Annotated in this window: 20 protein-coding genes and 2 pseudogenes; 14 read left to right on the top strand and 8 right to left on the bottom strand. The window is 63.2% G+C overall.

Going from position 1 to position 25,370, the window contains the following annotated elements; genetic code table 11:
* Positions 1 to 22 precede the first annotated feature (22 nt).
* Both CP49_RS02880 and CP49_RS02875 read left to right on the top strand, forming a co-directional pair.
* Positions 23 to 994: a tripartite tricarboxylate transporter substrate binding protein BugD gene (locus tag CP49_RS02880; protein ID WP_057848844.1), complete on the top strand. Its 972-nt coding sequence runs from the start codon at positions 23 to 25 to the stop codon at positions 992 to 994.
* 88 nt (positions 995 to 1,082) lie between these two features.
* Positions 1,083 to 1,247, top strand: a complete 165-nt coding sequence (locus CP49_RS02875) for a hypothetical protein (RefSeq protein ID WP_156437991.1) — start codon at positions 1,083 to 1,085, stop codon at positions 1,245 to 1,247.
* 208 nt (positions 1,248 to 1,455) lie between these two features.
* Here the strand turns inward: CP49_RS02875 and CP49_RS02870 are convergent, their stop codons facing one another.
* Together CP49_RS02870 and CP49_RS42240 are read right to left on the bottom strand one after the other, a co-directional pair.
* On the bottom strand, positions 1,456 to 2,352 hold the full coding sequence (locus CP49_RS02870; RefSeq protein WP_057848790.1) for an SDR family NAD(P)-dependent oxidoreductase: 897 nt from the start codon (positions 2,350 to 2,352) through the stop codon (positions 1,456 to 1,458).
* Between the two features lie 27 nt (positions 2,353 to 2,379).
* A pseudogene (locus CP49_RS42240) lies at positions 2,380 to 2,472 on the bottom strand (ISAzo13-like element transposase-related protein); the annotation flags it as partial.
* 47 nt (positions 2,473 to 2,519) lie between these two features.
* Here CP49_RS42240 and CP49_RS49120 point away from each other — a divergent pair.
* A pseudogene (locus CP49_RS49120) lies at positions 2,520 to 2,603 on the top strand (ISAzo13-like element transposase-related protein); the annotation flags it as partial.
* Between the two features lie 33 nt (positions 2,604 to 2,636).
* Here CP49_RS49120 and CP49_RS02865 read toward each other — a convergent pair.
* Both CP49_RS02865 and CP49_RS02860 read right to left on the bottom strand, forming a co-directional pair.
* Positions 2,637 to 4,847, bottom strand: coding sequence for a lytic transglycosylase domain-containing protein (locus CP49_RS02865; protein ID WP_057848789.1), 2,211 nt, complete (start codon positions 4,845 to 4,847; stop codon positions 2,637 to 2,639).
* A gap of 492 nt (positions 4,848 to 5,339) precedes the next feature.
* Positions 5,340 to 6,296 (bottom strand): calcium-binding protein, encoded by a 957-nt coding sequence (locus CP49_RS02860; RefSeq protein ID WP_057848788.1) that lies wholly within the window; start codon positions 6,294 to 6,296, stop codon positions 5,340 to 5,342.
* Positions 6,297 to 7,169: 873 nt separating this feature from the next.
* Here CP49_RS02860 and ilvD point away from each other — a divergent pair.
* Positions 7,170 to 8,894, top strand: a complete 1,725-nt coding sequence (gene ilvD, locus CP49_RS02855) for a dihydroxy-acid dehydratase (RefSeq protein ID WP_057848787.1) — start codon at positions 7,170 to 7,172, stop codon at positions 8,892 to 8,894.
* Positions 8,881 to 9,729 (top strand): tetratricopeptide repeat protein, encoded by an 849-nt coding sequence (locus CP49_RS02850; protein WP_057848786.1) that lies wholly within the window; start codon positions 8,881 to 8,883, stop codon positions 9,727 to 9,729. The genes ilvD and CP49_RS02850 overlap by 14 nt, the downstream gene beginning before the upstream one ends.
* 295 nt (positions 9,730 to 10,024) lie before the next feature.
* Here the strand turns inward: CP49_RS02850 and xth are convergent, their stop codons facing one another.
* The gene (gene xth, locus CP49_RS02845; protein ID WP_057848785.1) at positions 10,025 to 10,816 is read right to left on the bottom strand and encodes an exodeoxyribonuclease III; all 792 of its coding nucleotides are present in this window, start codon (positions 10,814 to 10,816) and stop codon (positions 10,025 to 10,027) included.
* Between the two features lie 154 nt (positions 10,817 to 10,970).
* On the opposite strand from xth, the gene CP49_RS02840 reads away from it, so the two are divergent.
* The 5 genes from CP49_RS02840 to CP49_RS48545 all read left to right on the top strand — a co-directional run bounded on the left by CP49_RS02840 (position 10,971) and on the right by CP49_RS48545 (position 17,101).
* Entirely contained in the window at positions 10,971 to 12,101 is a 1,131-nt protein-coding gene (locus CP49_RS02840; protein WP_057848784.1) for an efflux RND transporter periplasmic adaptor subunit, read from the top strand.
* 3 nt (positions 12,102 to 12,104) lie between these two features.
* On the top strand, positions 12,105 to 15,233 hold the full coding sequence (locus CP49_RS02835) for an efflux RND transporter permease subunit (RefSeq protein ID WP_057848783.1): 3,129 nt from the start codon (positions 12,105 to 12,107) through the stop codon (positions 15,231 to 15,233).
* A complete protein-coding gene (locus CP49_RS02830) occupies positions 15,230 to 16,096 on the top strand; it encodes an amidohydrolase family protein (RefSeq protein ID WP_245310454.1) in 867 nt (288 codons plus the stop codon). The genes CP49_RS02835 and CP49_RS02830 overlap by 4 nt, the downstream gene beginning before the upstream one ends.
* Before the next feature lie 346 nt (positions 16,097 to 16,442).
* Positions 16,443 to 16,919 (top strand): hypothetical protein, encoded by a 477-nt coding sequence (locus CP49_RS02825; RefSeq protein ID WP_057848782.1) that lies wholly within the window; start codon positions 16,443 to 16,445, stop codon positions 16,917 to 16,919.
* Between the two features lie 59 nt (positions 16,920 to 16,978).
* A complete protein-coding gene (locus CP49_RS48545; protein WP_276326542.1) occupies positions 16,979 to 17,101 on the top strand; it encodes a hypothetical protein in 123 nt (40 codons plus the stop codon).
* A 265-nt stretch (positions 17,102 to 17,366) separates the two neighbouring features.
* Here CP49_RS48545 and CP49_RS02820 read toward each other — a convergent pair whose 3' ends face one another.
* The gene (locus tag CP49_RS02820) at positions 17,367 to 18,341 is read right to left on the bottom strand and encodes a tripartite tricarboxylate transporter substrate binding protein BugD (RefSeq protein WP_420807586.1); all 975 of its coding nucleotides are present in this window, start codon (positions 18,339 to 18,341) and stop codon (positions 17,367 to 17,369) included.
* Positions 18,342 to 18,426: 85 nt separating this feature from the next.
* Positions 18,427 to 19,500 carry a tartrate dehydrogenase gene (locus CP49_RS02815; protein WP_057848781.1) on the bottom strand — a complete coding sequence of 358 codons (1,074 nt, stop codon included), beginning with the start codon at positions 19,498 to 19,500 and terminating at the stop codon, positions 18,427 to 18,429.
* Between the two features lie 111 nt (positions 19,501 to 19,611).
* On the opposite strand from CP49_RS02815, the gene CP49_RS02810 reads away from it, so the two are divergent.
* Complete coding sequence (locus CP49_RS02810) at positions 19,612 to 20,517, top strand: LysR family transcriptional regulator (RefSeq protein WP_057848780.1); 906 nt, start codon at positions 19,612 to 19,614, stop codon at positions 20,515 to 20,517.
* 240 nt (positions 20,518 to 20,757) lie between these two features.
* On the opposite strand, the gene erpA is transcribed toward CP49_RS02810, so the two are convergent.
* The gene (gene erpA / locus CP49_RS02805; protein ID WP_057848779.1) at positions 20,758 to 21,087 is read right to left on the bottom strand and encodes an iron-sulfur cluster insertion protein ErpA; all 330 of its coding nucleotides are present in this window, start codon (positions 21,085 to 21,087) and stop codon (positions 20,758 to 20,760) included.
* Between the two features lie 103 nt (positions 21,088 to 21,190).
* On the opposite strand from erpA, the gene CP49_RS02800 reads away from it, so the two are divergent.
* From CP49_RS02800 to CP49_RS02790, 3 genes are all read left to right on the top strand, one after another.
* Positions 21,191 to 22,399 carry a deoxyguanosinetriphosphate triphosphohydrolase gene (locus tag CP49_RS02800; RefSeq protein ID WP_156437989.1) on the top strand — a complete coding sequence of 403 codons (1,209 nt, stop codon included), beginning with the start codon at positions 21,191 to 21,193 and terminating at the stop codon, positions 22,397 to 22,399.
* A gap of 9 nt (positions 22,400 to 22,408) precedes the next feature.
* Entirely contained in the window at positions 22,409 to 24,202 is a 1,794-nt protein-coding gene (gene argS / locus CP49_RS02795; RefSeq protein WP_057848777.1) for an arginine--tRNA ligase, read from the top strand.
* A 115-nt stretch (positions 24,203 to 24,317) separates the two neighbouring features.
* Positions 24,318 to 25,370: hypothetical protein (locus tag CP49_RS02790; RefSeq protein ID WP_057848776.1), on the top strand; the 1,053-nt coding region annotated here is incomplete at its 3' end.

The raw sequence follows: 25,370 nt of genomic DNA, 5'->3' as shown, positions 1-25,370 counted from the left end.
AATGGCGCGTTGGAGGAAGCACATGCGTAGAATGGTCTTAGCCGCCTTGTTCGCGACGTTGGCATTTTCCGGCTCCGCCATCGCGCAAAATTTTCCCTCGCGCGCTGTCACCATCATCGTTCCGTTCTCGGCGGGCGGTCCATCGGACGCGATGGCGCGGATACTCGCCGAACGCATGAAGGTCACGCTTAGCGAGCAGGTCCTGGTCGAGAACGTGACGGGAGCAGGCGGTTCGGTCGGCGTCGGTCGCGCGGTGCGCTCGGCTCCTGACGGCTACACCGTCAGCTTCGGCCACCTCGGCACCCACGTCGCCAATGGCGCGATCTACAAACTCGGCTACGATCTCGTCACCGATCTCGAGCCGGTCGCATTGCTGCCGAGCAATCCGATGATTATCGTCAGCAAGAACGCGGTGCCCGCCAAATCGTTGAAGGAATTCATCGCCTGGCTGAAGGCGCAGCCTTCGCCGCCGACCGCCGGCACCGCAGGCGCCGGCTCCGGAAGCCACATTGCCGGGCTCTATTTCGAAAACGTCGCCGGCATCAAGCTGCAATATGTGCCGTATCGCGGCACCGGACCCGCGATGAACGACCTCGTCGCCGGCCAGATCGATATGATCGTTGACCAGACCTCCAACTCGATCGGGCAGGTGCGCGCCGGCAACATCCGCGCCTACGCCATCACCGACTCCAAGCGCGTAGAGTCTGCTTCCGACATTCCGACCGTCGACGAGGCGGGGCTGCCCGGATTCCACATGACGCTGTGGTCCGGCCTCTGGGTACCGAAGGATACGCCAAAGGACGCCGTGGCGAAGCTGAATGCCGCGGCGGTTGATGCCCTGAACGATCCGGCGGTACGCAAGCAGCTCGAAAATCTCGGCCTGCAGATGCCGCCAAAGGACAAGCTCGCGCCGGCAGCGCTCGGCGCCTGGCAAAAGGCTGAGATCGAAAAATGGTGGCCGATGATCAAGGCCGCCAACGTCAAAGTTGATTAGCCCCGGATGCGCACGAATGTGCAAGACGGGGGACGGGGAACCTACCGTTAGCGCGGACGTTAGCTCCTATACGTATACGGAGCGCACAATGGCTGACAATGACAACCGACGGAAGGGCACAATCGGACTCATTCTCGGCGCAATCATCGCGGTGGCTGCCGCGGCATTCATTCTCACCGGCGGGCAATTGGGCGGGGTTAAAGAAGTGACCAACGATGCTGACCTTGCGCCGGTCGCGCCCGGAAAGAAATAGCGTGAACATGGATCGGTGAGTGTGCTGGTTTGTCCTATCGCCTCCCGGAGCGTTCTTCCACGCGCATCTCACTCCCCTGTGCATCGGTCACGAGTTCGTCATGTGAGACTGGCTCCCACTGGAACCCAGTTTGAGCTGATGGGGGACGACATCATCTCTATAACGTAATGTCGTTCCTCAAGACTTCGCCGTTGCAGGTATCTTGTATCTACGTATCGCCAATACTGGGATCGAACGGACCAGGTTCGGAGAAGCCCTCGATCGATTCGACCTTTGCGCAGTTCTCGGCGATGCTCTCGGGTGTCAGATGTGGATCGTAGAAGCCAGGTCCCATGACGATAGCGATACGTTGGATTGCTCCGGCTCCCACGTTGTAGATGCGGTTCGTCTCCGAACAACTATCGCTTGCCAGCCAGACGATCGCTGGCGCAACAGCCTCAACCGGCATGGCGGCTCTTCCATCTGCTTCAGACAAGCGCGATCCTGCGGCCGGGTGCATCCTCGTGTACGCGATTGGCGAAATGGTGTTCACGAGAATCCCGTGCTCAGCGCCTTCTAGTGCAAGAATGCGCATCAATCCGACTACTGCGCACTTGGCCGCCGCATAGGTGGCTTGGCCACGTAGTCCGAACAGCCCGCTGACGGACGTCGTGAGGATGATCTTCCCATAGCGCTGTGCGACCATATACGGCCAGGCAGCCCTCACCGCGTTGACCGGCCCGCCGAGGTGCACGCGCCAATAGTGATCGAAATCGTCAAGGGTGGCGTCCTCGAATAGCTGGCTTCCGAGGATACCAGCGTTGTTCACGAGAAGGTCTATTCTCCGGAAACGCTCGATGGTCGTCGTGATCAGGTCACTGCCACCTTCAGGGGTGGAAACATCGCTGTCGTTCGCGATTGCCTCGCCGCCACGGGACCGAATGAGGTCGGCCACCTGTTCCGCTATCGTGGAGTCCTTCCCGAACCCCGATACGTCGGTCCCCAGGTCGTTCACCACGACCCGGGCACCGCGTTCGGCGAGAAGTTCGGCGTATGCCCGCCCCAGCCCGCGGCCTGCCCCAGTCACAACCGCAACCTTTCCCTCTAACGAAATTCGTTCAGTCATCTCGCTATCCTCTTCCGACAAGATTCAACTGATTAAGGGCTTGCCGCGCCAGTTCTGGCTGATGAAGGCGAACATGCGATGCTCGATGCGGTTCCACTTGCTGGTACCGGGCGAGTGGTGGTCGATGCAGATGGCCAGGCCAGTTTGATGTGATCGAACGCTTCCGACGAGGCGGCCAACCGGCGATCTCTGTCGACACCAAAAAGAAGGAGCTGGTCAGTGACTTCAAGAACAACGGCCGGGAGCTGCGGAAGGCCAGCCCCAGGCTGCCCGTCGTCACAACTTCACCGGCCGGCGGCTGCCTCGACGGCCGGCAGCGGCACACCGTTTGTCTCCTGCGTCACGACGCGCTGGACGGTCTTCGACGCCACCGCGATGTCGTTGTCAAACCGCACGCGATAGACCGCCAAACTCTCCATCACCCGCTGGACATAGTTCCGCGTTTCGGAAAACGGAATCCGCTCGACCCAGTCGACCGCGTCGACCTTGGGGTCACGCGGATCGCCATGGGCCTTGACCCAGTCCCGCACCCGGCCCCGCCCAGCATTGTAGCCGGCAAAGGTCATGACGTGATTGCCCTTGTATTCGCTCAGCAGCGCGCTCAGTTCGGCGGCGCCCATCTGCGTGTTGTAGACCGGGTCGGAAACCATCCGGTCCCAGTCATAGCTGATGCCAAAGCGCTTGGCGGTATCGCGTCCCGCTTCCGGCGTCACCTGCATCAGGCCGACCGCATTGGCCGCAGACTTGTCGCGCTGGTCGAACGCGCTCTCTGTGCGCGCCACCGAATAAATCATGCTGTGCTCGATTTCGGGGGCGAGCTGGCGGTGCGGCGGAATCCCGATGGTGGGAAAGGCGTAATGGTCGAGCGGCAGTCCGCGGCCGAGCGAGGGCTTTCCGACCTGCAGCATCGCGCTGGCGTCGTTGCGGCGGCCGGTGAGCTCGCCGAGCGCTTCGAGCAGGGCAACATCAGAGCTTTGTTCGCCGAGATCGGCGGCAAAATAGAGCACGACATCGCGTTCGCCGATCTCGTAGAGCATTTCGGCGGCGCGCACGCGTTCGTCCGTGGCCGAAGCACCGGCGGACGCGAGAACGGGCGAGGGCGCGCGCAGTTCGATCTGGTCACGGCCAAGCCTGGCGCGCGCCATCTGGCCGTAATAGGCGGTCGGGTAGCGAGCGGCCGCTTCATAGCTTGCACGCATCGCATCCGTCTGGCCAAGAGCTTCGGCCGCGCGCCCGCGCCAATAGTTCGCCCGCGCCAGCACGATCGGATTGGTCGCGCCGTCGTCGATGCGGGCGAAATGCGTGGCCGCGGTTTTGGGATCGTCGAGGTAGCGGAGCGCGATCCAGCCGCACATGAAGTGGACGTCGGCACGGTAGTATTCATTGGCCGGCGCTGCGGCGGGACGGACCACATCGTAGGCGGTCTGGAACTTGCCCTCGTCAAGCAGCTTGCGGGCGAGCATGCGCCGCTCGCGCCACCATTGATCGGTGTCCTGCAGTGCCATGGTCTCGGGCGCCGCGGCCAGCATCAGGCGGGCCGCATCGTCAATGCGGTTTTCGGCGAGCATCCACTGGATGCGGCAAAGGGTGTAGCCGAGATCCTGCCGTGCCTCGGTTGCGACATCGTCGAGCGCATCCAGCGCCTTGTTCGCTTTTCCCCTGACCGCGGCACAGGCCTTCACGATTGCAAGCTCGTCGTCGCCGAGGCGCTTCGCGGCGCGTTTCGCGCCGGCAAGGTCCTTGGCGCCGATGCGCTTGTTCATGCGCGCACGGTGGTCATCGCGGGTGAGCAGATCGCCGAATGTGTCGATCGCTGCGGTCTCCAGGCGTTCCGACAATTCGTCCGATCGCCATGCATCGCGGGCCAGCCGGGCCGCGCCGTCCCGATCACCCTCTGCGAGCAGCACGCGCGCCAGCGCCAACTTGCCCTTGGCGCTCGTGGGCCGATCGCCAATGAAGCCGCGAATCGTCGCCGCATCGCTGCGCTGCTCCCACAGCCGCGCCTCCGCGCGCCGGCGCAGCAACGCGGTGCTCGGCCATTCCGGATTAGCGGCGATGAACGCCGCGTAGCGGTCGAAAGTCGCTGTCGTCTCCGGGCGGCGCAGGATGAACCACTCGACCAGCTTCTGCGCCGCCGGATCCGCGATCCTGTTCCTTACAGTCGTCGCCTCTTCGGTCTTTGCCTTGCGCGCGAGATCGATGGCTTCCTTCACCAGCGCAAGGTCGCCCGTCAGCGGAGCGACGGCGTCCCTGGGAGCAGGCGACGCCTTCGACGGCTTCGGCTTGCGTTGTGGGGAAGCGTGTTTGGCGTGCCGACGTTTCCCGGACGCAGCGCTGCGATGAGGACGAGCCTCCTTCACGTGCGACTTCCTGGTCGCTTCGTGCGCCTTCTGGGTATGTGGCTTATGGCTGGCCCGCGCGGTCGCATCCGTCGAGAAGAGGGCGAGCCCAGCTACCGTGAAAAAACAAGACAGCGAGCGTAAGCACCGGTTCATTCCATGGTCCCCCTGCGAAACCCACGTCACAAACACTGCCAAACCAAGAGATCGTATGATGCGTGTGGTCTTAAACTGTTCGAAAGAGTCACAACCGCCAAGGTGCAATTGTCACGTCTGCACAACAAACGCGCGCAAAATGAGGCGAATGGGAACCCAATAGTTCCCGGCGTAGCGACGCGCAGTCGTGAGGAATAAGGAATTTTAATGCTTGCGCCATCGATAGCGGCGCGTGGCATCGCCTTCGACCGCGGACGAAGCGGGCCTGCCGGGCTGAATGCTGCGGCAATCAACGCCCTGAACGATCCGGCCGTGCGCAAGCAACTCGAAAAACTCGGCCGGCACGTGCCGCCGATGGACAAGCTCACGCCGATGAGCAGCGGGACCTATCCACGCAGTCCAGCGCCCGGTCCCGATTGCATCGAAACCGGACGCTGGAGAACAAGAGCCGCGAGGCGACCCTTGTTCGTGATCGTGTCTTGTTGTTTCAGCTTACCCGTACATGGCCATGTTGGCCATCGCCGTCGATTCATTGTGATGGCCGCCGTCGGTGCCACCACCGGCAAGCACGCCGTCGTCCTCCAGATCGAAGTGCGCGCCGCCGAGTTCACCGACCTTCTCGTAAGCGCCATACACGGTTTGAGTAACCGCGATATCGCTTTGCTTCACCAAGTTGCCGTAGACGGTGATCGTGCCCAGCAGATCCTCGTCATGCGCGCCGGCATTGCCCTGCTGGCTGATGACGGTGATCACGCTGTAGTCGTTCCTGCCGTCACCATTGCTGTCCTTGTGCTGGATCGACTTCACCTCGGCTGTATGCGCCGAGATTTCAATCTTGTCGCCCTGGGCGCGATTGAAGTCGCGGATCACGTCGTTGCCGAAGCCGTCGACCCAGTGGTCGTGAGTGGCGTTGTTCTCGCCGGTGACGCCAACCCAGTCGATGGTACCGTCGGCATTGACGTGCTTGGCGACGATCTCGTCCTTGGCGTTGACCATACCTTCGAAGCGGAAGGTATCGCCGCCGGCGCCGCCGGTGATGGTGTCGTTGACCGCCTTGAACGCGGCGGTTTCAGTCGCGAAGATCTGCGTCTTGCCGTCCTGGGCTGCGACCATTTCGCCGGCATCCGACCGGCTGAGCAGGACGTCGTTGCCGGCGCCGCCATCCATCCGGTCGGCGCCGAAGCCGCCGACGAGAAGGTCGGCGCCGGTGCCGCCGGCCAGGTTGTCGTTACCCGAGCCGCCCCACACCTTGTCGTCGCCGGAGCCAGCATTGAGCGTGTCGTTACCGGCCATGCCGGCGAGCGTGTCGGCTTTGGCGCCCGCGAACAGGGTGTTGTTGCCCGTCGTCCCGTTCAGATGATCATGGTCGGCACTGCCGCCCGTAAACCTAGCGAAGAAATCCTCGAAGCGGCTATTGTCGAGGAAGCCGTTCAGATTGAAGCGTGCCATTATTCAAACCTCTTACTCAGAGGCCTCACGAACTACAAACGACCACCACGGATTTTGGGAATCGTGAAGTGATGCGCGCGGGCAAGACGTGAGGCGTGACTCCTTGACCCGCATCGAAGAAGAAACAGCAAAACGGGTCCGTGACTGGACGTGCACGCGGCGGATTTGCGCAGGCTAGGGGCAATATGGTGACGCAAAAGGCATTCGTGCGGTCGATCGTTCAACGCGTGCCTCAATTGCCGCGGCGGTCAAAATGTCTGCGATAAGTTGTGCACGGCGTTGTTCTGTCTTGCGTATGAACGATAAGTCCACGGCCCATCGCGTGACGAAAACGCGCGCAAAGAGTGCCGGCCGCACAAAATTGACGCGATCCCCCTTCGAACACGATTGATGTCGGGCGCGGTAACTTTCGGTGTGTGCAGTGGCGTCGGCAGGGCGATCGAACGATCATGGGCTGAGGGACATCGTTCGAATTGCGTTGTCCGATTCTCGGCGACGTTCGGGAGGTCGCCAGATTCAGTTTGGTCGCGCGATGACGCGAATCGAACCAGCGTTGGGGAAACTGCTTTATCGAGCGCCCTTGGGTTGTGACCGGCCGCTCGGAGTCTCGAAATCGTGACCGCCGAGTGGTCGCGCAGCGGCTTCGACAGCCCAAATAATGGTTGCCGCCGAGCCACGATTGTTGCGTAGTCGCAACAGTGGGCGGGCATTTGGTTAATTGTTCCACCCGCCTCTTGCTTGCGCCGCTTTTTAGCCACACCCCTCCATGAAACCATTTCTTTCTTAAGCTGATTAGCCTCAGCGCCGGCGAAGGTGACGGGAAATTGCTCCCGAGACCGACCAGGAAATGGCTGAGGAAACAGGTTGCCGCGGATGGACGCCAAGACCGACATCAAGAAGAGGTTGCCGAGCCGTCATGTGACGGAGGGGCCGGAGCGCGCGCCCCATCGGTCCTATCTCTATGCGATGGGGCTGACCACCCAGCAAATCCACCAGCCCTTCGTCGGCGTCGCGTCCTGCTGGAACGAGGCAGCGCCCTGCAATATCTCGCTGATGCGCCAGGCGCAGGCGGTCAAGAAGGGCGTCGCTGCCGCCGGCGGCACTCCGCGCGAATTCTGCACCATCACCGTTACCGACGGCATCGCCATGGGCCATGACGGCATGCGCTCGTCGCTGCCGTCCCGCGAGTGCATCGCCGACTCGGTCGAGCTGACCGTTCGCGGCCATTCCTACGACGCCCTCGTCGGGCTTGCCGGCTGCGACAAATCGCTGCCGGGCATGATGATGGCGATGGTCCGGCTCAACGTACCCTCGATCTTCATCTATGGCGGCTCGATTCTCCCGGGCAATTTCCGCGGCCAGCAGGTCACGGTCCAGGACATGTTCGAGGCCGTGGGCCGACACTCGGTCGGCGAAATGTCAGACGCCGATCTCGACGAAATCGAGCGGGTGGCTTGCCCGTCCGCCGGCGCGTGCGGCGCACAATTCACCGCCAACACAATGGCGACGGTGTCCGAGGCGATCGGCCTGGCGCTGCCATATTCGGCCGGGGCGCCAGCGCCTTACGAGATTCGCGACGCGTTTTGCTCCGCCGCCGGCGAGAAGATCCTGGAGCTGATCGCAGCCAACATCCGGCCGCGCGACATCGTCACCCGCCGCTCGCTGGAGAACGCCGCTGCGGTCGTTGCCGCCTCGGGTGGGTCAACCAATGCTGCGCTGCATCTGCCGGCCATCGCGCATGAGTGCGGCATTAAGTTTGACTTATTCGACGTCGCCGAAATCTTCAAAAAGACACCATATGTCGCGGATTTGAAGCCAGGGGGCCGTTATGTTGCCAAAGACATGTTCGAGGTTGGCGGCATTCCGCTTCTGATGAAGACGCTGCTCGACAATGGCCACCTGCACGGAGATTGCATCACCGTCACGGGCCGTACGATCGCCGAAAACCTCAAGAGCGTGAAATGGAATCCGCACCAGGATGTGGTGCGGTCCGCCGACAACCCGATCACCGTCACGGGAGGCGTTGTCGGGCTGAAGGGTAATCTCGCGCCGGAGGGTGCGATCGTGAAAGTCGCGGGCATGTCGAAGTTGAAGTTTACTGGTCCTGCCCGCTGCTTCGACCGCGAGGAAGACGCCTTCGAGTCGGTCCAGAAGAAAACCTACCAGGAAGGCGAGGTCATCGTGATCCGCTACGAGGGGCCGCGCGGCGGCCCCGGCATGCGGGAGATGCTCTCGACCACGGCGGCGCTGACCGGGCAGGGGATGGGCGGCAAGGTCGCTTTGATCACCGACGGCCGGTTCTCCGGCGCCACCCGCGGGTTCTGCATCGGCCATGTCGGGCCGGAGGCGGCCGTGGGCGGTCCGATCGCTCTGTTGCAAAATGGTGACATTATCGAGATCGACGCCGAGGTCGGGACCCTTAACGTAAAATTGACCGACGCCGAACTCGCCGAACGTAAAACCAAATGGGCACCCCGAGAGACTAATCATACGTCGGGTGCGCTGTGGAAATATGCCCAACAGGTTGGGCCGGCGGTGGATGGGGCTGTGACCCATCCTGGCGGTGCGCACGAGAAACAGTGTTATGCGGACATCTAGGCGTATCATTTTCGCGTTGATGCTGGGGGCCGCACCGGTGGCCGCTCCCGGATTCGCATTTGATGGCGCACCGGTGAAGCCGGACGCGACGCTGCCCATGATGAACCAGCCCGCCGCCGCGCAGGCCGTCACTGCGCAGGCCCTGAAGAAGGCTCCGCCGGCGCCGACGGCAACGGCAACGGCGGTTGCCGCGTCCTCGCTGACTTCGCTGCAATACGCCGCCGAGGGTGGCCATCCCGTCGCGCAGTGGAAGCTCGGCCGGATGTATGCCGATGGCAATGGCGTCATCCAGGACGATCTACGCGCCTTCGAATATTTCAGCCGCATCGCCAATGCGCATGCCGAGGACAGCCCGTCGGCGCCGCAGGCGGCGATCGTTGCCAACGCCTTCGTGGCGCTGGGCCGCTACTACCTGAACGGCATCCCCAATTCCAAGATCAAGGCCGATACGGAGCGGGCGCGGGAGATGTTCTCCTATGCCGCGTCCTATTTCGGTAACGCGGATGCGCAATACGATCTGGCGCGGCTTTACCTGAAGACGCCGGACGCCTCGCGGGACGATTTCCGCTACGGCGCGCGCTGGCTTGGCCTTGCTGCCCAGAAGGGCCAGCATCAGGCGCAGGCCATGCTCGGCCAGATGCTGTTCAACGGCGACCGTCTGCCGCGGCAGCCCGCACGCGGGCTGATGTGGCTGACCTTGGCGCGCGACAACGCGGCCCCCGACGAGACCTGGATCCGGGAAAGCTACAACCGCGCTTTCGCGAAAGCCTCCGACGACGACCGCGCCATGGCGCTGCAGATGCTCGAGCACTGGGTGCAGGGCAAGCGGGACTGAGTCGTCCTGCTGTAGCCGTTGTAGGGCGGGCAAAGCGTATGCGTGCCCGCCATTCACGCATAACGATTTCCGAGAGATGGTGGGCGCGGCGCATGCGCGCCTTTGCCTACGCTACGATTCTAGGTGAGTAATTATTAGACTCTCATGGTGAGGAGGCACCAACGGGTCCGCGCGTAGCGCGGCCCGATGACAGGCTCCGCGCCGTCTCGAACCATGCGGCCTGGCTGGTGCCACTCATCCTTCGAGACGCGCGAAGACGCGCTCCTCAGGGATGAGGTCGAACAGATCATCCCGCTCAAGCCGTCTCCAGATCGAAGTCCGCCCACACCGGCACATGGTCCGACGGCTTCTCCCAGGCGCGCACGTAGCTGTCGATGCCGACATTGGCGAGCCGGTCGCTCGCCTGCGGCGACAGCAGGAGATGGTCGATCCGAAGGCCCCAGTTCTTCTGCCAGGCGCCCGCCTGATAGTCCCAGAAAGTGTAGAGGCCCTGTTCGTCAGTCACTGCGCGCAGCGCGTCGGTCAGCCCGAGGCCAAGCAGCGACTGGAAGGCCTCACGGGTCTGGGGACGGAACAGCGCATCATTGGTCCAGGCGGCTGGGTTATAGACGTCGCGAGCGGCCGGAATGACGTTGAAGTCGCCGGCGAGCACCAGTGGTTCTTCTGCCTTAAGCCGCTCCTTCGAGTACTCAAGAAGTCGCGACATCCATTTGAGTTTATACGGATATTTGTCGGTGTCCGGCGGATTGCCGTTGGGCAGATAAAGGCAGGCGATTCGCATTACCCCGGTCTTCAGCGTCACCACGCCTTCGAGGAACCTGGCGTGGGCGTCCTCGTCGTCGCCGGCCAGGCCCGATTTGGTCTCGTCGAACGGCAGTTTGGACAGGAGTGCCACGCCATTGAAGGTCTTCTGGCCGTGGGTGACGACGTTATAGCCGAGCGCCTCGATCTCCAGCCGGGGGAACGCCTCGTCCACGCATTTGATTTCCTGCAGGCAGACGATGTCCGGCGAGCATTCCTTGAGCCAGGTCAGGAGATGGTCGACCCGCTGCCGGATCGAATTGACGTTCCAGGTTGCAATGCGCATGAAATGGCTCGGGATTGTAACTACACATTTTCTGGCAGTGGCATACCATGTGCAGCGAGGCTGTGATAACCGTTTAGAAATAAGGCGCAAACATCGCCGTCAAGGGGCAAGAGGAGACCGTCCCGTCCTTTGAGGACCGGCGAGCATGAAAATTATGAAAAAGCGTAGCTTGATACTTCTTGTCGGCGCCATTGGCATCCTTGCGGCGGCCGGTTTCGTTACCCGCTCCTCGTGGATGGGCGGCAGCAGCAGCGCCCAGGGCCCGCAACGCCCGCGAATGGTGTCCGTCGAGCTGGCAAAGGCGGAGCGCAAATCCATGCCCGTCGATGTCGATGCGATCGGAATGGTGACGCCGATCTCCAGCGTGGCGCTGAAGTCGCGGCTGGAGACCACCATCGTCGCGGTTCATTTCGAGGACGGCGCCAAGGTCAACCAAGGCGATCTGCTTTTCACACTGGACAGCCGCCAGATCGACGCGCAGATCGAGCAGGCCGAGGGCGTGCTCGCCAGGGACCAGGCGCAGCTCGAGGGCGCGCAGCGCGACCTGCGCCGCTTCACCGATCTCGTCGCCAAGGGCGCCACCACGCAGGTCAATGTCGACAACGCCAAAACGCAGTCCGATATCCTGGCCGGCTCCATCAAGGCCAATCAGGCGGCACTCGACAATCTGAAGGTCCAGAAAAGCTACACCACGATCCGCGCGCCGTTCTCGGGGCGCATCAGCGTCGCCAATGTGAAGGTCGGTAATTTCGTTCGCCCGGCCGATACTACGCCGCTTGCAGTCATCAACCAGATGGCGCCGGTCTACGTGACTTTCTCGGTCCCACAGCGCGTGCTGGTCGATCTGCGCGAGGCCATGGCCAAGGGCGTCTCCGGCGTGACCGCCACCATCCCGGGCCATCAGCGCTCCGAGAGCGGCAAGATCGCGATGGTCGAGAACACCGTGGATATGACCACCGGCATGGTCACCGTGCGCGGCATCATGAGTAATGAGAACGAGACGCTGTGGCCGGGGACGCTGGTTGCGACCAAGCTCATTATCCGCAGCGAAGATTCGATCGTGGTGCCGACGGTCGCCGTGCAGCGCAGCCAGAGCGGCAATTTCGTCTTCGTCGTCAAGGACGGCACAGCCAAGGTCCAGCCGGTCAAGGTCGACCGCACCGCGCAGGGCATGTCGGTGATCTCGGAAGGCCTAGCCGGCGACGAAAGCGTCGTCGTCGACGGGCAATTGCTGCTGTCCGACGGGTCGCGGGTCGAGCCGCGGGCCAAGAAGGCCGGGGCATAGAAGATGACGCTGTCCGAACTCTGCATCCGACGCCCGGTCATGACGACGCTGATCACGGCGTCGATCATCGCGTTCGGCATTTTCGGCTTCCGCCTGCTGCCGGTATCGGCGCTGCCGCGGGTCGATTTTCCGACCATCGCCGTCACCGCGACCCTGCCGGGCGCGAGCGCGGACACCATGGCGGCGTCGGTTGCCGGCGTCATCGAGCGCCAGCTTTCGACGGTTGCCGGCATCTCCTCGATGTCGTCGAACTCGTCGCAGGGCACCAGCACCATCACCATCCAGTTCGATCTCAACCGCAACATCGACGCCGCGGCGCTCGACGTGCAGACCGCCCTGACGATTGCGCAGCGCCGGTTGCCGGTCGAGATGATCATCCCGCCGAGCTTCCGGAAAGTGAACCCGGCCGATTTCCCGGTTCTGTTCGTTGTGCTCAACTCGTCGACGCTGCCGCTGTCGGCGGTCCACGAATATGGCGACATTACCATCGGCCAGACGCTCTCGCAGATTCCGGGCGTCGCCCAGGTCAGTGTCTACGGCGCGCAGAAATTCGCCATTCGCGTCCAGGCCGATCCCGAAGCGGCCGCGGCCCGCGGGCTGTCGCTTGAGGACATCAGGACGGCGGTGTCCCGCGCCAATTCCTCGACCCCGGTCGGCACGCTGAACGGACCGAAACAGGACGTGGCGCTGCAGGCCTCGGGCCAGATGGACAAGGCGATGGACTATCGCCAGATCGTGGTGGCCTGGCGCAACGGTTCTCCGGTCAAGCTCGACGAGGTCGCACGGATCTATGACAGCGTCGAGAACGAGCGGATCGCGAGCTGGCTGAACGGCGAGCGCGCCATCGTGCTCGGCATCCAGAAGCAGCCTGACGCCAACACGGTGGCGGTGGTCGATTCCATTCTGGCCAAGTTCCCGGCGCTGCGGGCGCAGATCCCGCCATCGGTTTCGATCAACGTGCTGATGGACCGCTCGATCTCGATCCGGCAGGCGGTGGCCGACGTCGAGGAGACGCTGCTGATCGCGATCGGGCTGGTGATCCTGGTGATCTTCCTGTTCCTGCGCTCGGCGTCTGCGACCTTCATTCCGGCGCTGGCGGTTCCGATCTCGCTGTTCGGCACCTGCGCGGTGATGTACGCACTCGACTATTCCATCAATAACATGACGCTGCTGGCGCTGACGCTCTCGGTCGGCTTCGTGGTCGACGATGCCATCGTCATGCTGGAAAACATCGTCCGCCACATCGAGCACGGCATGCGGCCGTTCGAGGCCGCGCTGAAGGGCGCGCGCGAGATCGGCTTTACGATCATTTCGATCACTTTCTCGCTGATCGCCGTGTTCATTCCGGTGCTGTTGATGGGCGGCATCGTCGGCCGCGTGTTCCGCGAGTTCGCGGTCACGGTCTCGGTCGCCATTCTGGTATCCGGGTTCGTCTCGCTGACGCTGACGCCGATGCTTTGCGCGCGGGTGCTGCGGGCCCATGACGCGACCAAGCGGCCGAACATCGTGCTCCGCATCTTCGAGGCGATGTTCGCTTCCTGGCTGCGCGCCTATGAATGGACGCTTGACTGGGTGCTGGCCCGAAAATTCCTGATGCTGATGGTGACGCTCGCGACGCTGGGCGGCACCGTCTACCTCTATATGATCGTGCCGAAGGGCTTCTTCCCGCAGGAGGACACTGGCTTCCTGATCGGCGTGACCGAAGCTGCCACAGACACCTCGTTCGATGCGATGAAGGAGCGGCAGCAGGCGCTGGTCGAGGTGCTGAGATCCGATCCGGCGATCGACTACATCAACTCCACCGTCGGCTCGGGCGGCCCCAATCCGACGGCGAATTATGGACGCCTGTTTATCGCCCTGAAGCCGAAAAAAGAACGCGACAACCTCAACACGATCATCGGCCGGCTGCGCAACACGGCCCGGCAGATCCCGGGCATGCAGGCGTTCTTTCAGCCGATCCAGAACCTCAATATCGGCGGCCGGATTTCCAAGAGCCAGTATCAATACGTGATGCAGAGCGGCGACACCGAGTCGCTGTACCGGCTGGCGCCTGAGATGCGCGAGAAGATCGAGAAGCTGCCGGGCCTGCTCGACGTCACCACCGACCTCTACATCAAGAACCCGCAGATGACGGTCGATATCGACCGCGAAAAGGCCGCAGTCTACGGCATCACCGTCGATCAGGTGCGTAACCAGCTCTACAACGCCTATGGCTCGCGTCAGGTCGGCACCATCTACATGCCGTCGAACGACTACCAGATCATCCTGGAGGTGCAGCCGCAGTTCCGGGTCGATCCGTCTGACCTCTCCAAGCTCTACATGAAGACCCAGAACAACCAGACCATCCCGCTGTCGGCGGTGGCAAAGCTGGTTCCGACGGTCGGTCCGCTGCAGATCAACCATCAGGCACAGCAGCCGGCGGTGACGATCTCCTTCAATCTCGCGCCGGGCAATTCGCTGGGCTATGCGGTCGACAAGATCACCGAGCTCGAGCAGGCTTCGAACCTGCCGGCGACGATCGCCACCGGATTCTCGGGCACGGCGCAGGTGTTCCAGGATTCGCTGCGCGGGCAGGGCGTCCTGATCCTCGCCGCCGTGTTCGCGGCCTTCGTCATCCTCGGCATTCTGTACGAGAGCTTCATCCACCCCATTACCATCATCTCCGGCCTGCCGTCGGCCGGCATCGGCGCGATCCTCACCTTGATGCTGTTCGGGATGGAGATGTCTGTTATCGCCATGATCGGCATCGTGATGCTGGTCGGTATCGTCAAGAAGAACGCTATCATGATGGTGGACTTTGCGCTGGAGCGCCGCCGCGTCGGCCTCAGCGCCGAGCATGCGATCCGGGAGGCGGCGCTGTTGCGTTTCCGCCCGATCATGATGACGACGTTTGCCGCGATCTTCGGCACGCTGCCCATTGCCCTGGGTGCAGGCGCCGGCGCCGAATTGCGGCAGCCGCTCGGCGTCGCCGTGGTCGGCGGCCTCTGCCTGTCGCAACTGCTGACGCTCTACATCACGCCGGTCGTCTACATCTATCTCGACCGCATCGACCGCCGCCTGCGGCGCAAGCTCGAGCCGCAACTGGCCGAAACCGGCGAGGATCAGCAGCCGCACGTGGTCGCCGCCGAATGATGACCGTCAGGCAGGCGTTCCGATCTGCATCGCGGTACATCGCTGCCGTGCTGGTGCTCGCCTGCATGACGGATACGGTCGGGCAGGCGAGGGCCGACGAACCGATCGAAATCTTCGACGCCCATATGCACTACAATTGGGAGCCAAAACCCCATTACGGCGTCGACGAGGTGCTTGCGCTGTTCAGGAAACACCGCGTCACCGGCATTCTCGCGACCAGCCGCCCGAACACCGGTACGCATGCCCTGATGGACGCGAAGCCGCAGGGCCTGCAGATCGTGCCGTTCATCCGGCCGTATCGCGTGCGCGCCGACATCCAGACCTGGTTCGGCGATCCCTTCATCTTCGACCTGGTGCAGGACGAATTCAAGCGCGGCTATTACCGCGGCATCGGCGAATTCCACATCTCGGGCAAGGCGGCGGACAGCGAATGGGTGAAAAAGACCGTCGACTTCGCGGTTGAGCACGACCTTTATCTGCATGCTCATGCCGATGACGTCGCCGTCGAAATCCTGATGCGGCACAACCCGCGCGCCCGCATCATCTGGGCCCATACCGGCTTTGGCCTCTCGACCGACCGCGTCGCCGAGATGCTCTCAAAATATCCGAAGCTTTGGGGCGAATTGTCCTACCGCGGCGGCATCGTGGGCGGCAGCGGCATGCTGACGGCCGAATGGCGCGCGCTGTTCGAGCGTTTCCCGGACCGCTTCCTGCTCGGCTCCGACACCTGGATCAACGAGCGCTGGGAGAGCTACGGCGAGATCATGGCCGGGTATCGGGCGTGGCTGGCGCAGTTGCCGCCAAAGATCGCGGCGCAGATCGCGCATGGCAACGCGCGGGCGCTGTTCGGCGGCGAGCGCTGACCGCGAGGCATGGGCGGTGCGGTTCCCACGCTGTGAAGGTGGGTTTCACCGCCGAAAATGGCAGGACACCGGAAGTTCCCGGCGGTTCCTGGGCCATTCACGGAAGATCATGCTCCGGCTTCTGACGATGCACCAGAATTTGCGCTGCCGCGCTCGGCATGAAATTGCTTTTTGGGACCGGCCGCCCGCTGGTGAAGATCACGAGATTATGTGCTGAACCTTTCTTCCGTCGCTAAGACCCATAGTTGTGTCCGAGCCTGCAGGCTGGACGATCCCTAGAACTTCAGCCGCTGGCGGGGCACGGCAAGCATTCCACATTTTAATTCCAGCAAGCGAGGAGAAGCCTATGCGCAAGTCTCTCGCCGTTTTCCTTTCTGGCGTAGCACTGATCATTGCGGCGTCGACCGCACTAGCCGGAGAGCAGGTACTCGAATTCAAGCTCGTCACCAAGCCGATCGACTACAAGATAACAGAGGCAACAAACATCGAAGGCCAGACGGTCGCGTCCGGCAGACTGTTCGGCGTCGCCGTCTTCAAGGACGGCCGCATCGGGGTAAAAGAGTTCGTCAATTCCGCAGACTTGCTCAAAGGCACGGGACCCTTCTACGGCTACAGCACCTACACGTTCGAGGAGGGCTCGATCACGGCGCGTTACAACGGCTCGGTCAAAGACGGCCGGTCAAACGGCGAATATACGATCCTCTCGGGCACGGGTGCCTATGCAAACGCAACGGGCACGGGCAGCATCGAAAGCGCGCCGAATCCGTTCAAGGGCGTCAACCTCTTGAACATAAAACTGGTCGTCAAAACGCCCGGTACGTAAGAGGCCTTACACGCAGACGCGCCTCCGCCACTCTAGTGCCGTGAGGCGCGGCTTTGCTCATGCGCATGAGCTATGGCGAGATCATGGCCGGCTATCGGGCGGGGCTCGCGCAGTTGCCGCCGAAAATCACGGCGCAGATCGCGCACGGCAATGCGCGGGCGCTGTTCGGCGGCGAGCGCTGAGAGAGTCTTCGGTTGGATTGAATCAAGGGTTTCGCCGACGCTTGCAGGTTTACGTTTTGTGGTCAGCATTGCTCACCTCCAGGCCCTCTCCAATAGCTTGAAAAGGGTCCTTTTTTGTCATGGCCGGGCTTGCCCCGGCCATCCACGTCTTTCTGCTCAGAGAAGCAAGACCAAGACGTGGATGCCCGGCACAAGGCCGGGCATGACGACGGTAAGCCCGTACTTCGTGCGCTAGGGTCAGACTCTCAGGATGATCCTTCCAGCCTCAATCCGCGTACTGGTTGGCCGCCTTGATTATCGGCGCCCAGCGATCGACCTCACTGATCAGTTTTGCCTTCAGGGCTTCAGGCGTTGCTTCGTTCTGCGGGACGGGCTCGGTGTTGATGTCGTTGAACCGCTTCACCAGGTCCGGGTCGCGTAACGCCTCCCGCAGCGTCTTGGATAGTTTCTGGATGATGTCGTCGGGCGTGCCCTTGGGCGCATAGATGCCGTGCCAGGCGCCAACTTCAAAGCCGTTCAAACCGGCTTCGTCCGCGCTCGGAAGATCGGGCATGGACGCGAGGCGCGACTTCGTGGTGATGGCGTAGGCTTTGACCAGCTTCGACGCGATCGGGCTCGTGGTGTTCGTCGTCTGGTCGCAGGAGAGGTCGATCTGCTTGGCGATGAGGTCGTTCATGACGGGGGCATTGCCTTTGTAGGGCACGGTCAGGATTTCCTTGCCGACCGCGGTCATAAACAGCATGCCGCAAAGGTGCGAAGCGGCGCCGAGGCCTGCATTGCCAAAGGTCATCTTGTCGCCGTTGGCCTTGATGTACGTCACCAGCTCGGCCAGCGTGTTCGGCGGCAAATCGGGACGGCCGATGATCGTCATCGGCGCGTTGGTCACGAGTCCAAGAGGTGCGAACGCGGTCTTGGTGTCGTAGGGGAGCTTGCGGTAGAGCGTCGCGGCAGTAGAGATGCCGATGTGGTGGATCAGCAGCGTGTATCCATCCGGTTCGGCGCGTGAGGCCCGCGTCGCCGCGATCGTGCCGCCGGCGCCTGTGGCGTTTTCGATCACGATCGTCTGGTTCAGCAGCTTCGACATCGACTGCGCGGTCACCCGTGCCACGGTGTCGGTCGCGCCGCCGGCGGCGAAGGGTACCAGCAGCGTAATCGGCCGGCTCGGATAGTTTTGCGCGAGGCTCGCGGAACTGACCATGGCGAACGCGAGCGCAATAATGGCTGTCTTCTTCATCTGCATTGGCGTTTCCCTGAGTTCTTGTTCTGATTTGTCTCGCGGGCGTTTTGCCTCACGAACGATCCGTCGTGTGCGGTGTGACCGGCCGTCACACGTTGGAGCTATGGATGGCGTCCACGACGGCGGCGGTGACATCCTTCGTCGTCGCCGTGCCGCCGACATCGGGGGTGGTGATGCCGGCGCCCGTGACCTGCTCCACGGCGCGCATCAGCCGCGCCGAGGCCTCGGTTTCGCCGAGATGATCGAGCATCTGCGACGCCGTCCAGAAGCTCGCCACCGGGTTGGCGATGCCCTTGCCGGTAATGTCGAACGCCGAGCCATGGATCGGCTCGAACATCGACGGAAAGCGACGCTCGGGATCGATGTTCGCGGTCGGGGCCACGCCGAGGCTGCCGGCCAGCGCGCCGGCGAGGTCGGACAGGATATCGGCATGGAGGTTGGTCGCCACGATGGTGTCGAGGCTCTGCGGCTTCAGCGTCATCCGCACCGTCATCGCGTCAACCAGCATCTTGTCCCAGGTGACATCTGGGAATTCTTTCGAGACTTCGTCGGCGATTTCGTCCCACATCACCATGCCATGCCGCTGCGCATTCGATTTAGTGACCACGGTAAGGAGCTTTCGCGGCCGCGACTGAGCGAGGCGAAACGCGTAGCGCATGATGCGCTGAACGCCGACGCGGGTGAAGATAGCGACTTCCGTGCCGACTTCCTCCGGCAGCCCGCGATGCACCCGGCCGCCGCAGCCGGCATATTCGCCTTCGGAGTTTTCGCGCACGATCACCCAGTCGAGGTCGCCGGGGCCGGCATGGCGCAGCGGCGAGGTGATGCCGGGCAGGATCCGGGTCGGCCGGACATTGGCGTATTGGTCGAAGCCCTGGCAGATCGGCAGCCGCAGGCCCCACAGCGTGATGTGGTCGGGAACTTCGGGCGCGCCGACCGCGCCGAAATAGATCGCGTCGAATTTCTTCAGCGTGGCCAGCCCATCGGCCGGCATCATCGCGCCGTGCTTGCGGTAATAGTCAGAGCCCCAATCGAAGGTTTCGACGTTGAACCTGACGTCTCCGAGGCGCTTCTGAAGGCTTTCGAGAGCCTGGACACCGGCGGCGATGACTTCGGGGCCGATTCCGTCGGCCGGGATAGCCGCAATTGAATATTCACGCATCGAAATCTCCGTGGGCCAGCTTGGTGCGCGAGAGCTTGCGGCTGCGGCAGGTCGGAGGCAATTGCCTCGCGTTTATACAAAAAATTGATATAATCCTCCGCGGGAGGGCCGATGGACCTACATCACTTGCGCTGCTTCGTGGCGGCGGCCGAGGAGTTGCATTTTGGCCGGGCGGCGCAGCGGCTGGACATGCTGCCGTCGGCGCTTGGGCGTTTCATCCGGCTGCTCGAAGAGGATCTCGGCACGCGGCTGATGACGCGCACGACGCGAAGCGTCGCGTTGACGGACGACGGCGCTGTGCTGCTGAAGGAGGCGAGGGCGCTGCTCGCGCAGGCCGATGCGCTCGCCGGCCAGTTCCGCATGCGCGGCCGAAAGCGCACCGCGATCGTTCGCGTGGGCGCCATCGACAGTGCTGCCGCAGGACTGCTGCCGCGGCTCTTGCACGACTTCCGGCAGCGGCGGCCCGACGTCACCGTGCAACTGGTCGAGGACAAGACCGTGCGGCTGCTGCCGCGTTTGTTGTCTGGCCGGCTCGATCTCGCCTTCGTGCGCCCGCCGGAGCGGCCCGACAAGCGGCTGGAGTTTCTGTTCCTGCTGCACGAGACGGCTGTCGTCGCAGTTGCCGACCGCCATCCGCTGTCACAGCGAAAGCGCGTGACCATCGCCGATCTCGAGAACGAGCCGTTGATCGTGCCCGAACGTCGCTCGCGTCCGCACAGTCACGATCTCACCATGAAACTGTTTGCCGAGGCCGGGTGTGAGGCGCGGGTGGCGCAAATCGCCGATGAGAAGCAGACCATCGTCAACCTGGTCTCCGCAGGATTGGGCGTTGCCATCGTCCCCCGATGGACATCGCGCATGGCCACGCGCGGCGTTCGCTTCATCCGCCTCGCGGCGTCCGACATGAACAAGCTGCCGCTGGCGGCCGCCTTCACCCGCGGCACCCGCGATCCCGTACGCGATGACGTTTTGGCGATGCTGAAAGCCGATTTGCCGCGCTACGCGCGGGAGGCGTAGGGGCGCGGCTATCCCCGCGTTGAGGTATGAATTGCTTAGCTGAAATTCTTCCGTCGTCCCTGCGAACGCAGGGACCCATACGCCGCGGCCAGCGTAACGGGCACGACAGAAGACAACTTCGCTTCCGCAATGCGGTGACAGTTGGCTACGCAGAGCGTCTGCGAACCACGCTTTCTCGACAGATCACGCGGTATGGGTCCCTGCGTTCGCAGGGACGACAAGTCGAAGCAGCTTCAATTCTCAGACCGAAAAGCTCGTCCCGCAACCACACGACGCGGTCGCATTCGGATTGACCACGCGGAACGAGGCGCCGATCAGGTCGTCGACGAAATCGACTTCGGAGCCTGCGAGGAACGGCACCGAGGCTGGATCGACCAGCACCACCGCGTCCTCGCGCGCGATCACGAGGTCGTCCTCGGCCCTGGCGTGGTCGACGTCGAACTTGTACTGGAAGCCGGAGCAGCCGCCGCCCTCGACCGAGATGCGCAGCATGGCGCCGTCGCCTTCGGATTTGAGGATTTCCCCGATGCGGCGGGCGGCCCGTTCGCTGACGGTGATGGCAGTGGTCATGGCATGCTCTCCGGCCCGTCATACCCAATTCATTTGGTATGGGGCGTCAGACATAGTTAAGTGCGTAGTCTCGCGGAATCAAATGGATAAGGACTAAAAAACCGTGTCGGTCGGAATGGCTGCCCCCCGCGCGCTCTATGGCTGCGACCCTGACCGCAGCCGCGGCCGGCTGTTCGCGGAGCCGCCGAGCAGGACCCGCAGCCCGTTCCGGCGCGATTGTGACCGGGTAATCCATTCCACCGCGTTCCGGCGGCTGAAGCATAAAACCCAGGTGTTCGTGTTCCACGAGGGCGACCATTACCGCACCCGGCTGACCCATTCGCTGGAAGTCGCGCAGATCGCCCGCGCGCTGGCCCGTCAACTTGGCCTCGACGAGGATCTGACGGAAACCCTGGCGCTGGCCCATGATCTCGGCCATCCCCCGTTCGGCCATGCCGGCGAACGAGCGCTCGACAAGTGCCTCAAAGCCCATGGCGGCTTCGATCACAACGCGCAGGCGCTGCGGGTCGTGACCTCGCTGGAGCACCGCTATCCGGAATTCGACGGGCTGAACCTGACCTGGGAATCGCTCGAAGGCATTGTCAAGCACAACGGCCCGCTGACCGAGCGGGGCGGTGGCGCGGCGGGGCCTTACCGCGAAAGCGGCATTCCCGTCGGCATAGCTGACTTCAACCAGAAATTCGATCTGGAGCTGTGGAGCTACGCCTCGCTGGAAGCGCAGGTCGCAGCCTTTGCCGACGACATCGCCTATGACGCCCACGACATCGATGACGGCCTGCGCGCCGGCCTGTTTGGCGTTGATGACCTCAAGGCGATGCCGCTCACCGCAACGATCATCGCCGAGATCGACCGGCACTATCCCAATCTCGACCACGCCAGGCGCGGCGCGGAACTGGTGCGCGAGCTGATCTCCTACATGATCGGGGCTGTTATGTCGGAGGCGGGCAGGCGCCTTGCTGCGGCGAAACCGCAATCGGCGCATGACGTCCGCCATCACCATCAGCCGCTGATCGCTTTTCCATCCGAGGTCGCGGCGGAGGAGGCCGCAATCAAGGCATTCCTGAAACAGCATATGTATCGCCACAATCGGGTCATGCGGGTGATGGGCGATGCCGAAGGCATCCTGTTCGACCTGTTTGCCCGCTATCAGACCTCGCCCGGCGACCTGCCGGCCGAATGGGTCGAGGGCACCGAGCGCGAGAGCGAGGGCGAGCGCGCCAGGCGGATCGGCAATTTCATCGCCGGAATGACCGACCGTTTCGCCTTAATCGAGCACCAAAGGCTTTTTGACTCGACCCCGGATTTGCGTTAGGCGGCGGCCATGTCCGACAAGCCAGCTTCCCAACATCTGTTTGCCGACGCGCTGGCGCGCGTGCAGGCGATCTGCGCCGCGCTCGCGGCCGAGGGCCAATGGCCCGCCGGTATCGATTTCTCCCGCGTCGTGGTCGAGCCGCCGCGCGACGCGAGCCATGGCGATATGGCGACCAACGCTGCGATGGTGCTGGCCAAGGACGCCAAGGTCAAGCCGCGCGATCTCGCCGACAAGATCGCGAAAAAATTGCGCGCCGACGATCTGGTGGCTTCCGTCGAGGTCGCCGGGCCCGGCTTCATCAATCTCACCTTGAAGCCTCAGGTCTGGGCCGACGAGCTGCTCACGATGCTGAGCGAAGGCGCGGCTTACGGAAAAAGCGCGATCGGACGCGGCGCCAAGGTCAATGTCGAATACGTCTCGGCCAACCCGACCGGGCCGATGCATGTCGGCCATTGCCGCGGCGCGGTGTTTGGCGACGCGCTGTGCGGTCTGCTGGATTTTGCGGGCTACGACGTCACGCGCGAATATTACATCAACGATGCCGGCGCGCAGGTCGACGTGCTCGCGCGTTCCGCGTTCCTGCGCTACCGCGAGGCGCTGGGCGAGGTCATCGGCGAAATTCCGGAAGGGCTCTATCCCGGCGACTATCTCGTGCCGGTTGGCCAAGCGCTTGCGGCCGAGCATGGCGACAAGCTCGTGGCGATGCCGGAAAGCGCATGGCTGCCGATCGTGCGCGCCAAGGCGATCGCCATGATGATGGACATGATCAAGGGCGATCTCGCAGCCCTCAACATCAAGCATGACGTGTTCTTCTCGGAGCGGTCGCTGGTTGAGACCGGCAACAACAAGGTCACCGAGACCATCGATTTCCTGCGTTCCAAGGGCGACATCTACGAAGGCCGGCTGCCGCCGCCGAAGGGCAAGCCGGTCGAGGATTACGAGGACCGGATCCAGACGCTGTTCCGCGCCACCGCCTATGGCGACGATGTCGATCGTCCGCTGATCAAGTCGGACGGCTCGTACACCTATTTCGCCTCCGACATCGCCTACCACAAGAACAAGGTCGATCGCGGCTTCCTCGACATGATCGACGTGTTCGGCGCCGATCATGGCGGCTACATCAAGCGCATGCAGGCGGCGGTGAAGGGCGTCAGCGGCGGCAAGGCCGCGCTCGACGTCAAGGTCGTGCAGCTCGTGCGCCTGCTGCGCGCGGGCGAGCAGGTGCGGATGTCGAAGCGCTCCGGCGAATTCGTCACGCTGCGCGAAGTGGTCGACGAGGTCGGCTCGGACGCGGTGCGGTTCATGATGCTGTTCCGCAAGAACGATGCCGTGCTCGATTTCGACCTCGCCAAGGTGCTCGAACAATCGAAGGACAACCCCGTCTTCTACGTCCAGTACGGACACGCCCGCGGGCATTCAATCTTCAAGAATGCCCGCGAGGTGATTCCTGAGCTGCCGGCGGATGACGCCGCCCGGTCGGCCTTTCTGGGGGATGCCCCGGTGGAGCGGCTGACCGATCCGGCCGAATTGGACCTTTTGAAGCGGCTGGCGCTCTATCCCCGGATGGTCGAGGCGGCGGCGATCGCACATGAGCCGCACCGAATCGCTTTTTATCTATATGATTTGGCCAGTGAATTTCATGCGTTGTGGACGAAAGGGCGGGATTTGCCCTATTTACGCTTCATTATAACTAATGATGCAGAGATTACGAGGGCGCGACTGGCGATGGTTCAGGGCGTCGTCTCGGTTCTGGCATCGGGCTTAGCCGTTCTCGGCGTCCACGCTCCGACCGAGATGCGGTAGGCAGGGGCGAAGGCCTTCACGGATGGGGGTTCGTGGGGTATCTGGCAGGGGCCGCTCGTCATGGTTTGTTTGACATGGCGGGTTGGCGCTGTCCCGTAGGGGATGCATCATCACGATGGCTAATCGATATCAGGACCGACCTTTTCCCTCCGCCGACGAAGCTCGCGGCGAGAGTGATCCGCTTGCCGAGCTCGCAAGGCTGATCGGGCAAACCGATACATTTGCGAGCGCAGCCAAGCCCGCGCCGCACCCGCTGCAATCGCGGGCCAATGTGCGACCGCAGCAGTATGATCCACCGGAAGATCTCGACGCGCGGCCGAGCCCTCCGGCATGGATGCAGCGCGCGCGCCAGGAAACCCCGCCGCCGTCTCCGCCCCCTCTGCCGCCGCAGCAGGAGTACGATGACGAGCCGGAGTACCAGCCACAGCCGGTGCACCCGTTGCATCGGTACGCGGCGCAGCAGCCCGAGGCGCCTGCGCAGGACTATTACGAGGCTCCGCAAAAATACGCCGACGAGCCGCAGCAGGACCCGTCGCGCTATGACGATGCGCTGTATGGACGGTTAGAGACCGGCGAGCACGACTATCAGCGCGATCCGGCCTATCCGGACGATCCCTACGCCTACCAGAGCGAAGAATACGAGGAAGAGCCTGCGCCGAAGAAGCGCTCGAGCGGCCTGATGACGGTCGCCGCGGTGTTGGCGCTGGCCGTGGTCGGCACGGGCGCCGCCTTTGCTTATCGCACCTATGTCGGCTCGCCCCGCAGCGGCGAGCCGCCGATCATCAGGGCCGACAACAGCCCGACCAAGGTGGTACCGGCGCCTTCCGATGGCGGCGCCGCCAAGAACCCTGACCGCATGGTGCCGGGCGATGGCGGCGAGAAGCTGGTGTCGCGCGAGGAAACGCCGGTCGACGTCAATACGCGGTCCGGCGGGCCCCGCGTGGTGTTTCCGCCGCTGAATCCGAACTCTAGCCCGCCGCCGGTCGCGAGCGTGTCTCCGTCCGGTCCGCCGCCTGCTAACGGCGCGAATGGAACGATGCCCAACAACGAGCCGCGCAGGATCAAGACGCTCGCGGTCAAGGGCGACGCCGCCGAGAACGGCGGCATCCCGGCAGGAGCCGGCGCGCCGCCGCCGAAGCCGACGACGCGAAGCGCCGCTGCCCCGGCT

This window comes from Bradyrhizobium valentinum (assembly GCF_001440405.1).
Classification (GTDB): domain Bacteria; phylum Pseudomonadota; class Alphaproteobacteria; order Rhizobiales; family Xanthobacteraceae; genus Bradyrhizobium; species Bradyrhizobium valentinum.
This window is presented reverse-complemented; position numbering and strand designations above follow the sequence as displayed.

Excerpts from the sequence above, each read along its gene's own strand:
- CP49_RS02880 (WP_057848844.1), top strand. The coding sequence starts at position 23 with ATGCGTAGAATGGTCTTAGCCGCCTTGTTCGCGACGTTGGCATTTTCC.
- CP49_RS02875 (WP_156437991.1), top strand. The coding sequence starts at position 1,083 with ATGGCTGACAATGACAACCGACGGAAGGGCACAATCGGACTCATTCTC.
- CP49_RS02870 (WP_057848790.1), bottom strand. The coding sequence starts at position 2,352 with ATGACTGAACGAATTTCGTTAGAGGGAAAGGTTGCGGTTGTGACTGGG.
- CP49_RS02865 (WP_057848789.1), bottom strand. The coding sequence starts at position 4,847 with ATGAACCGGTGCTTACGCTCGCTGTCTTGTTTTTTCACGGTAGCTGGG.
- CP49_RS02860 (WP_057848788.1), bottom strand. The coding sequence starts at position 6,296 with ATGGCACGCTTCAATCTGAACGGCTTCCTCGACAATAGCCGCTTCGAG.
- ilvD (WP_057848787.1), top strand. The coding sequence starts at position 7,170 with ATGGACGCCAAGACCGACATCAAGAAGAGGTTGCCGAGCCGTCATGTG.
- CP49_RS02850 (WP_057848786.1), top strand. The coding sequence starts at position 8,881 with ATGCGGACATCTAGGCGTATCATTTTCGCGTTGATGCTGGGGGCCGCA.
- xth (WP_057848785.1), bottom strand. The coding sequence starts at position 10,816 with ATGCGCATTGCAACCTGGAACGTCAATTCGATCCGGCAGCGGGTCGAC.
- CP49_RS02840 (WP_057848784.1), top strand. The coding sequence starts at position 10,971 with ATGAAAAAGCGTAGCTTGATACTTCTTGTCGGCGCCATTGGCATCCTT.
- CP49_RS02835 (WP_057848783.1), top strand. The coding sequence starts at position 12,105 with ATGACGCTGTCCGAACTCTGCATCCGACGCCCGGTCATGACGACGCTG.
- CP49_RS02830 (WP_245310454.1), top strand. The coding sequence starts at position 15,230 with ATGATGACCGTCAGGCAGGCGTTCCGATCTGCATCGCGGTACATCGCT.
- CP49_RS02825 (WP_057848782.1), top strand. The coding sequence starts at position 16,443 with ATGCGCAAGTCTCTCGCCGTTTTCCTTTCTGGCGTAGCACTGATCATT.
- CP49_RS48545 (WP_276326542.1), top strand. The coding sequence starts at position 16,979 with ATGCGCATGAGCTATGGCGAGATCATGGCCGGCTATCGGGCGGGGCTC.
- CP49_RS02820 (WP_420807586.1), bottom strand. The coding sequence starts at position 18,341 with ATGCAGATGAAGAAGACAGCCATTATTGCGCTCGCGTTCGCCATGGTC.
- CP49_RS02815 (WP_057848781.1), bottom strand. The coding sequence starts at position 19,500 with ATGCGTGAATATTCAATTGCGGCTATCCCGGCCGACGGAATCGGCCCC.
- CP49_RS02810 (WP_057848780.1), top strand. The coding sequence starts at position 19,612 with ATGGACCTACATCACTTGCGCTGCTTCGTGGCGGCGGCCGAGGAGTTG.
- erpA (WP_057848779.1), bottom strand. The coding sequence starts at position 21,087 with ATGACCACTGCCATCACCGTCAGCGAACGGGCCGCCCGCCGCATCGGG.
- argS (WP_057848777.1), top strand. The coding sequence starts at position 22,409 with ATGTCCGACAAGCCAGCTTCCCAACATCTGTTTGCCGACGCGCTGGCG.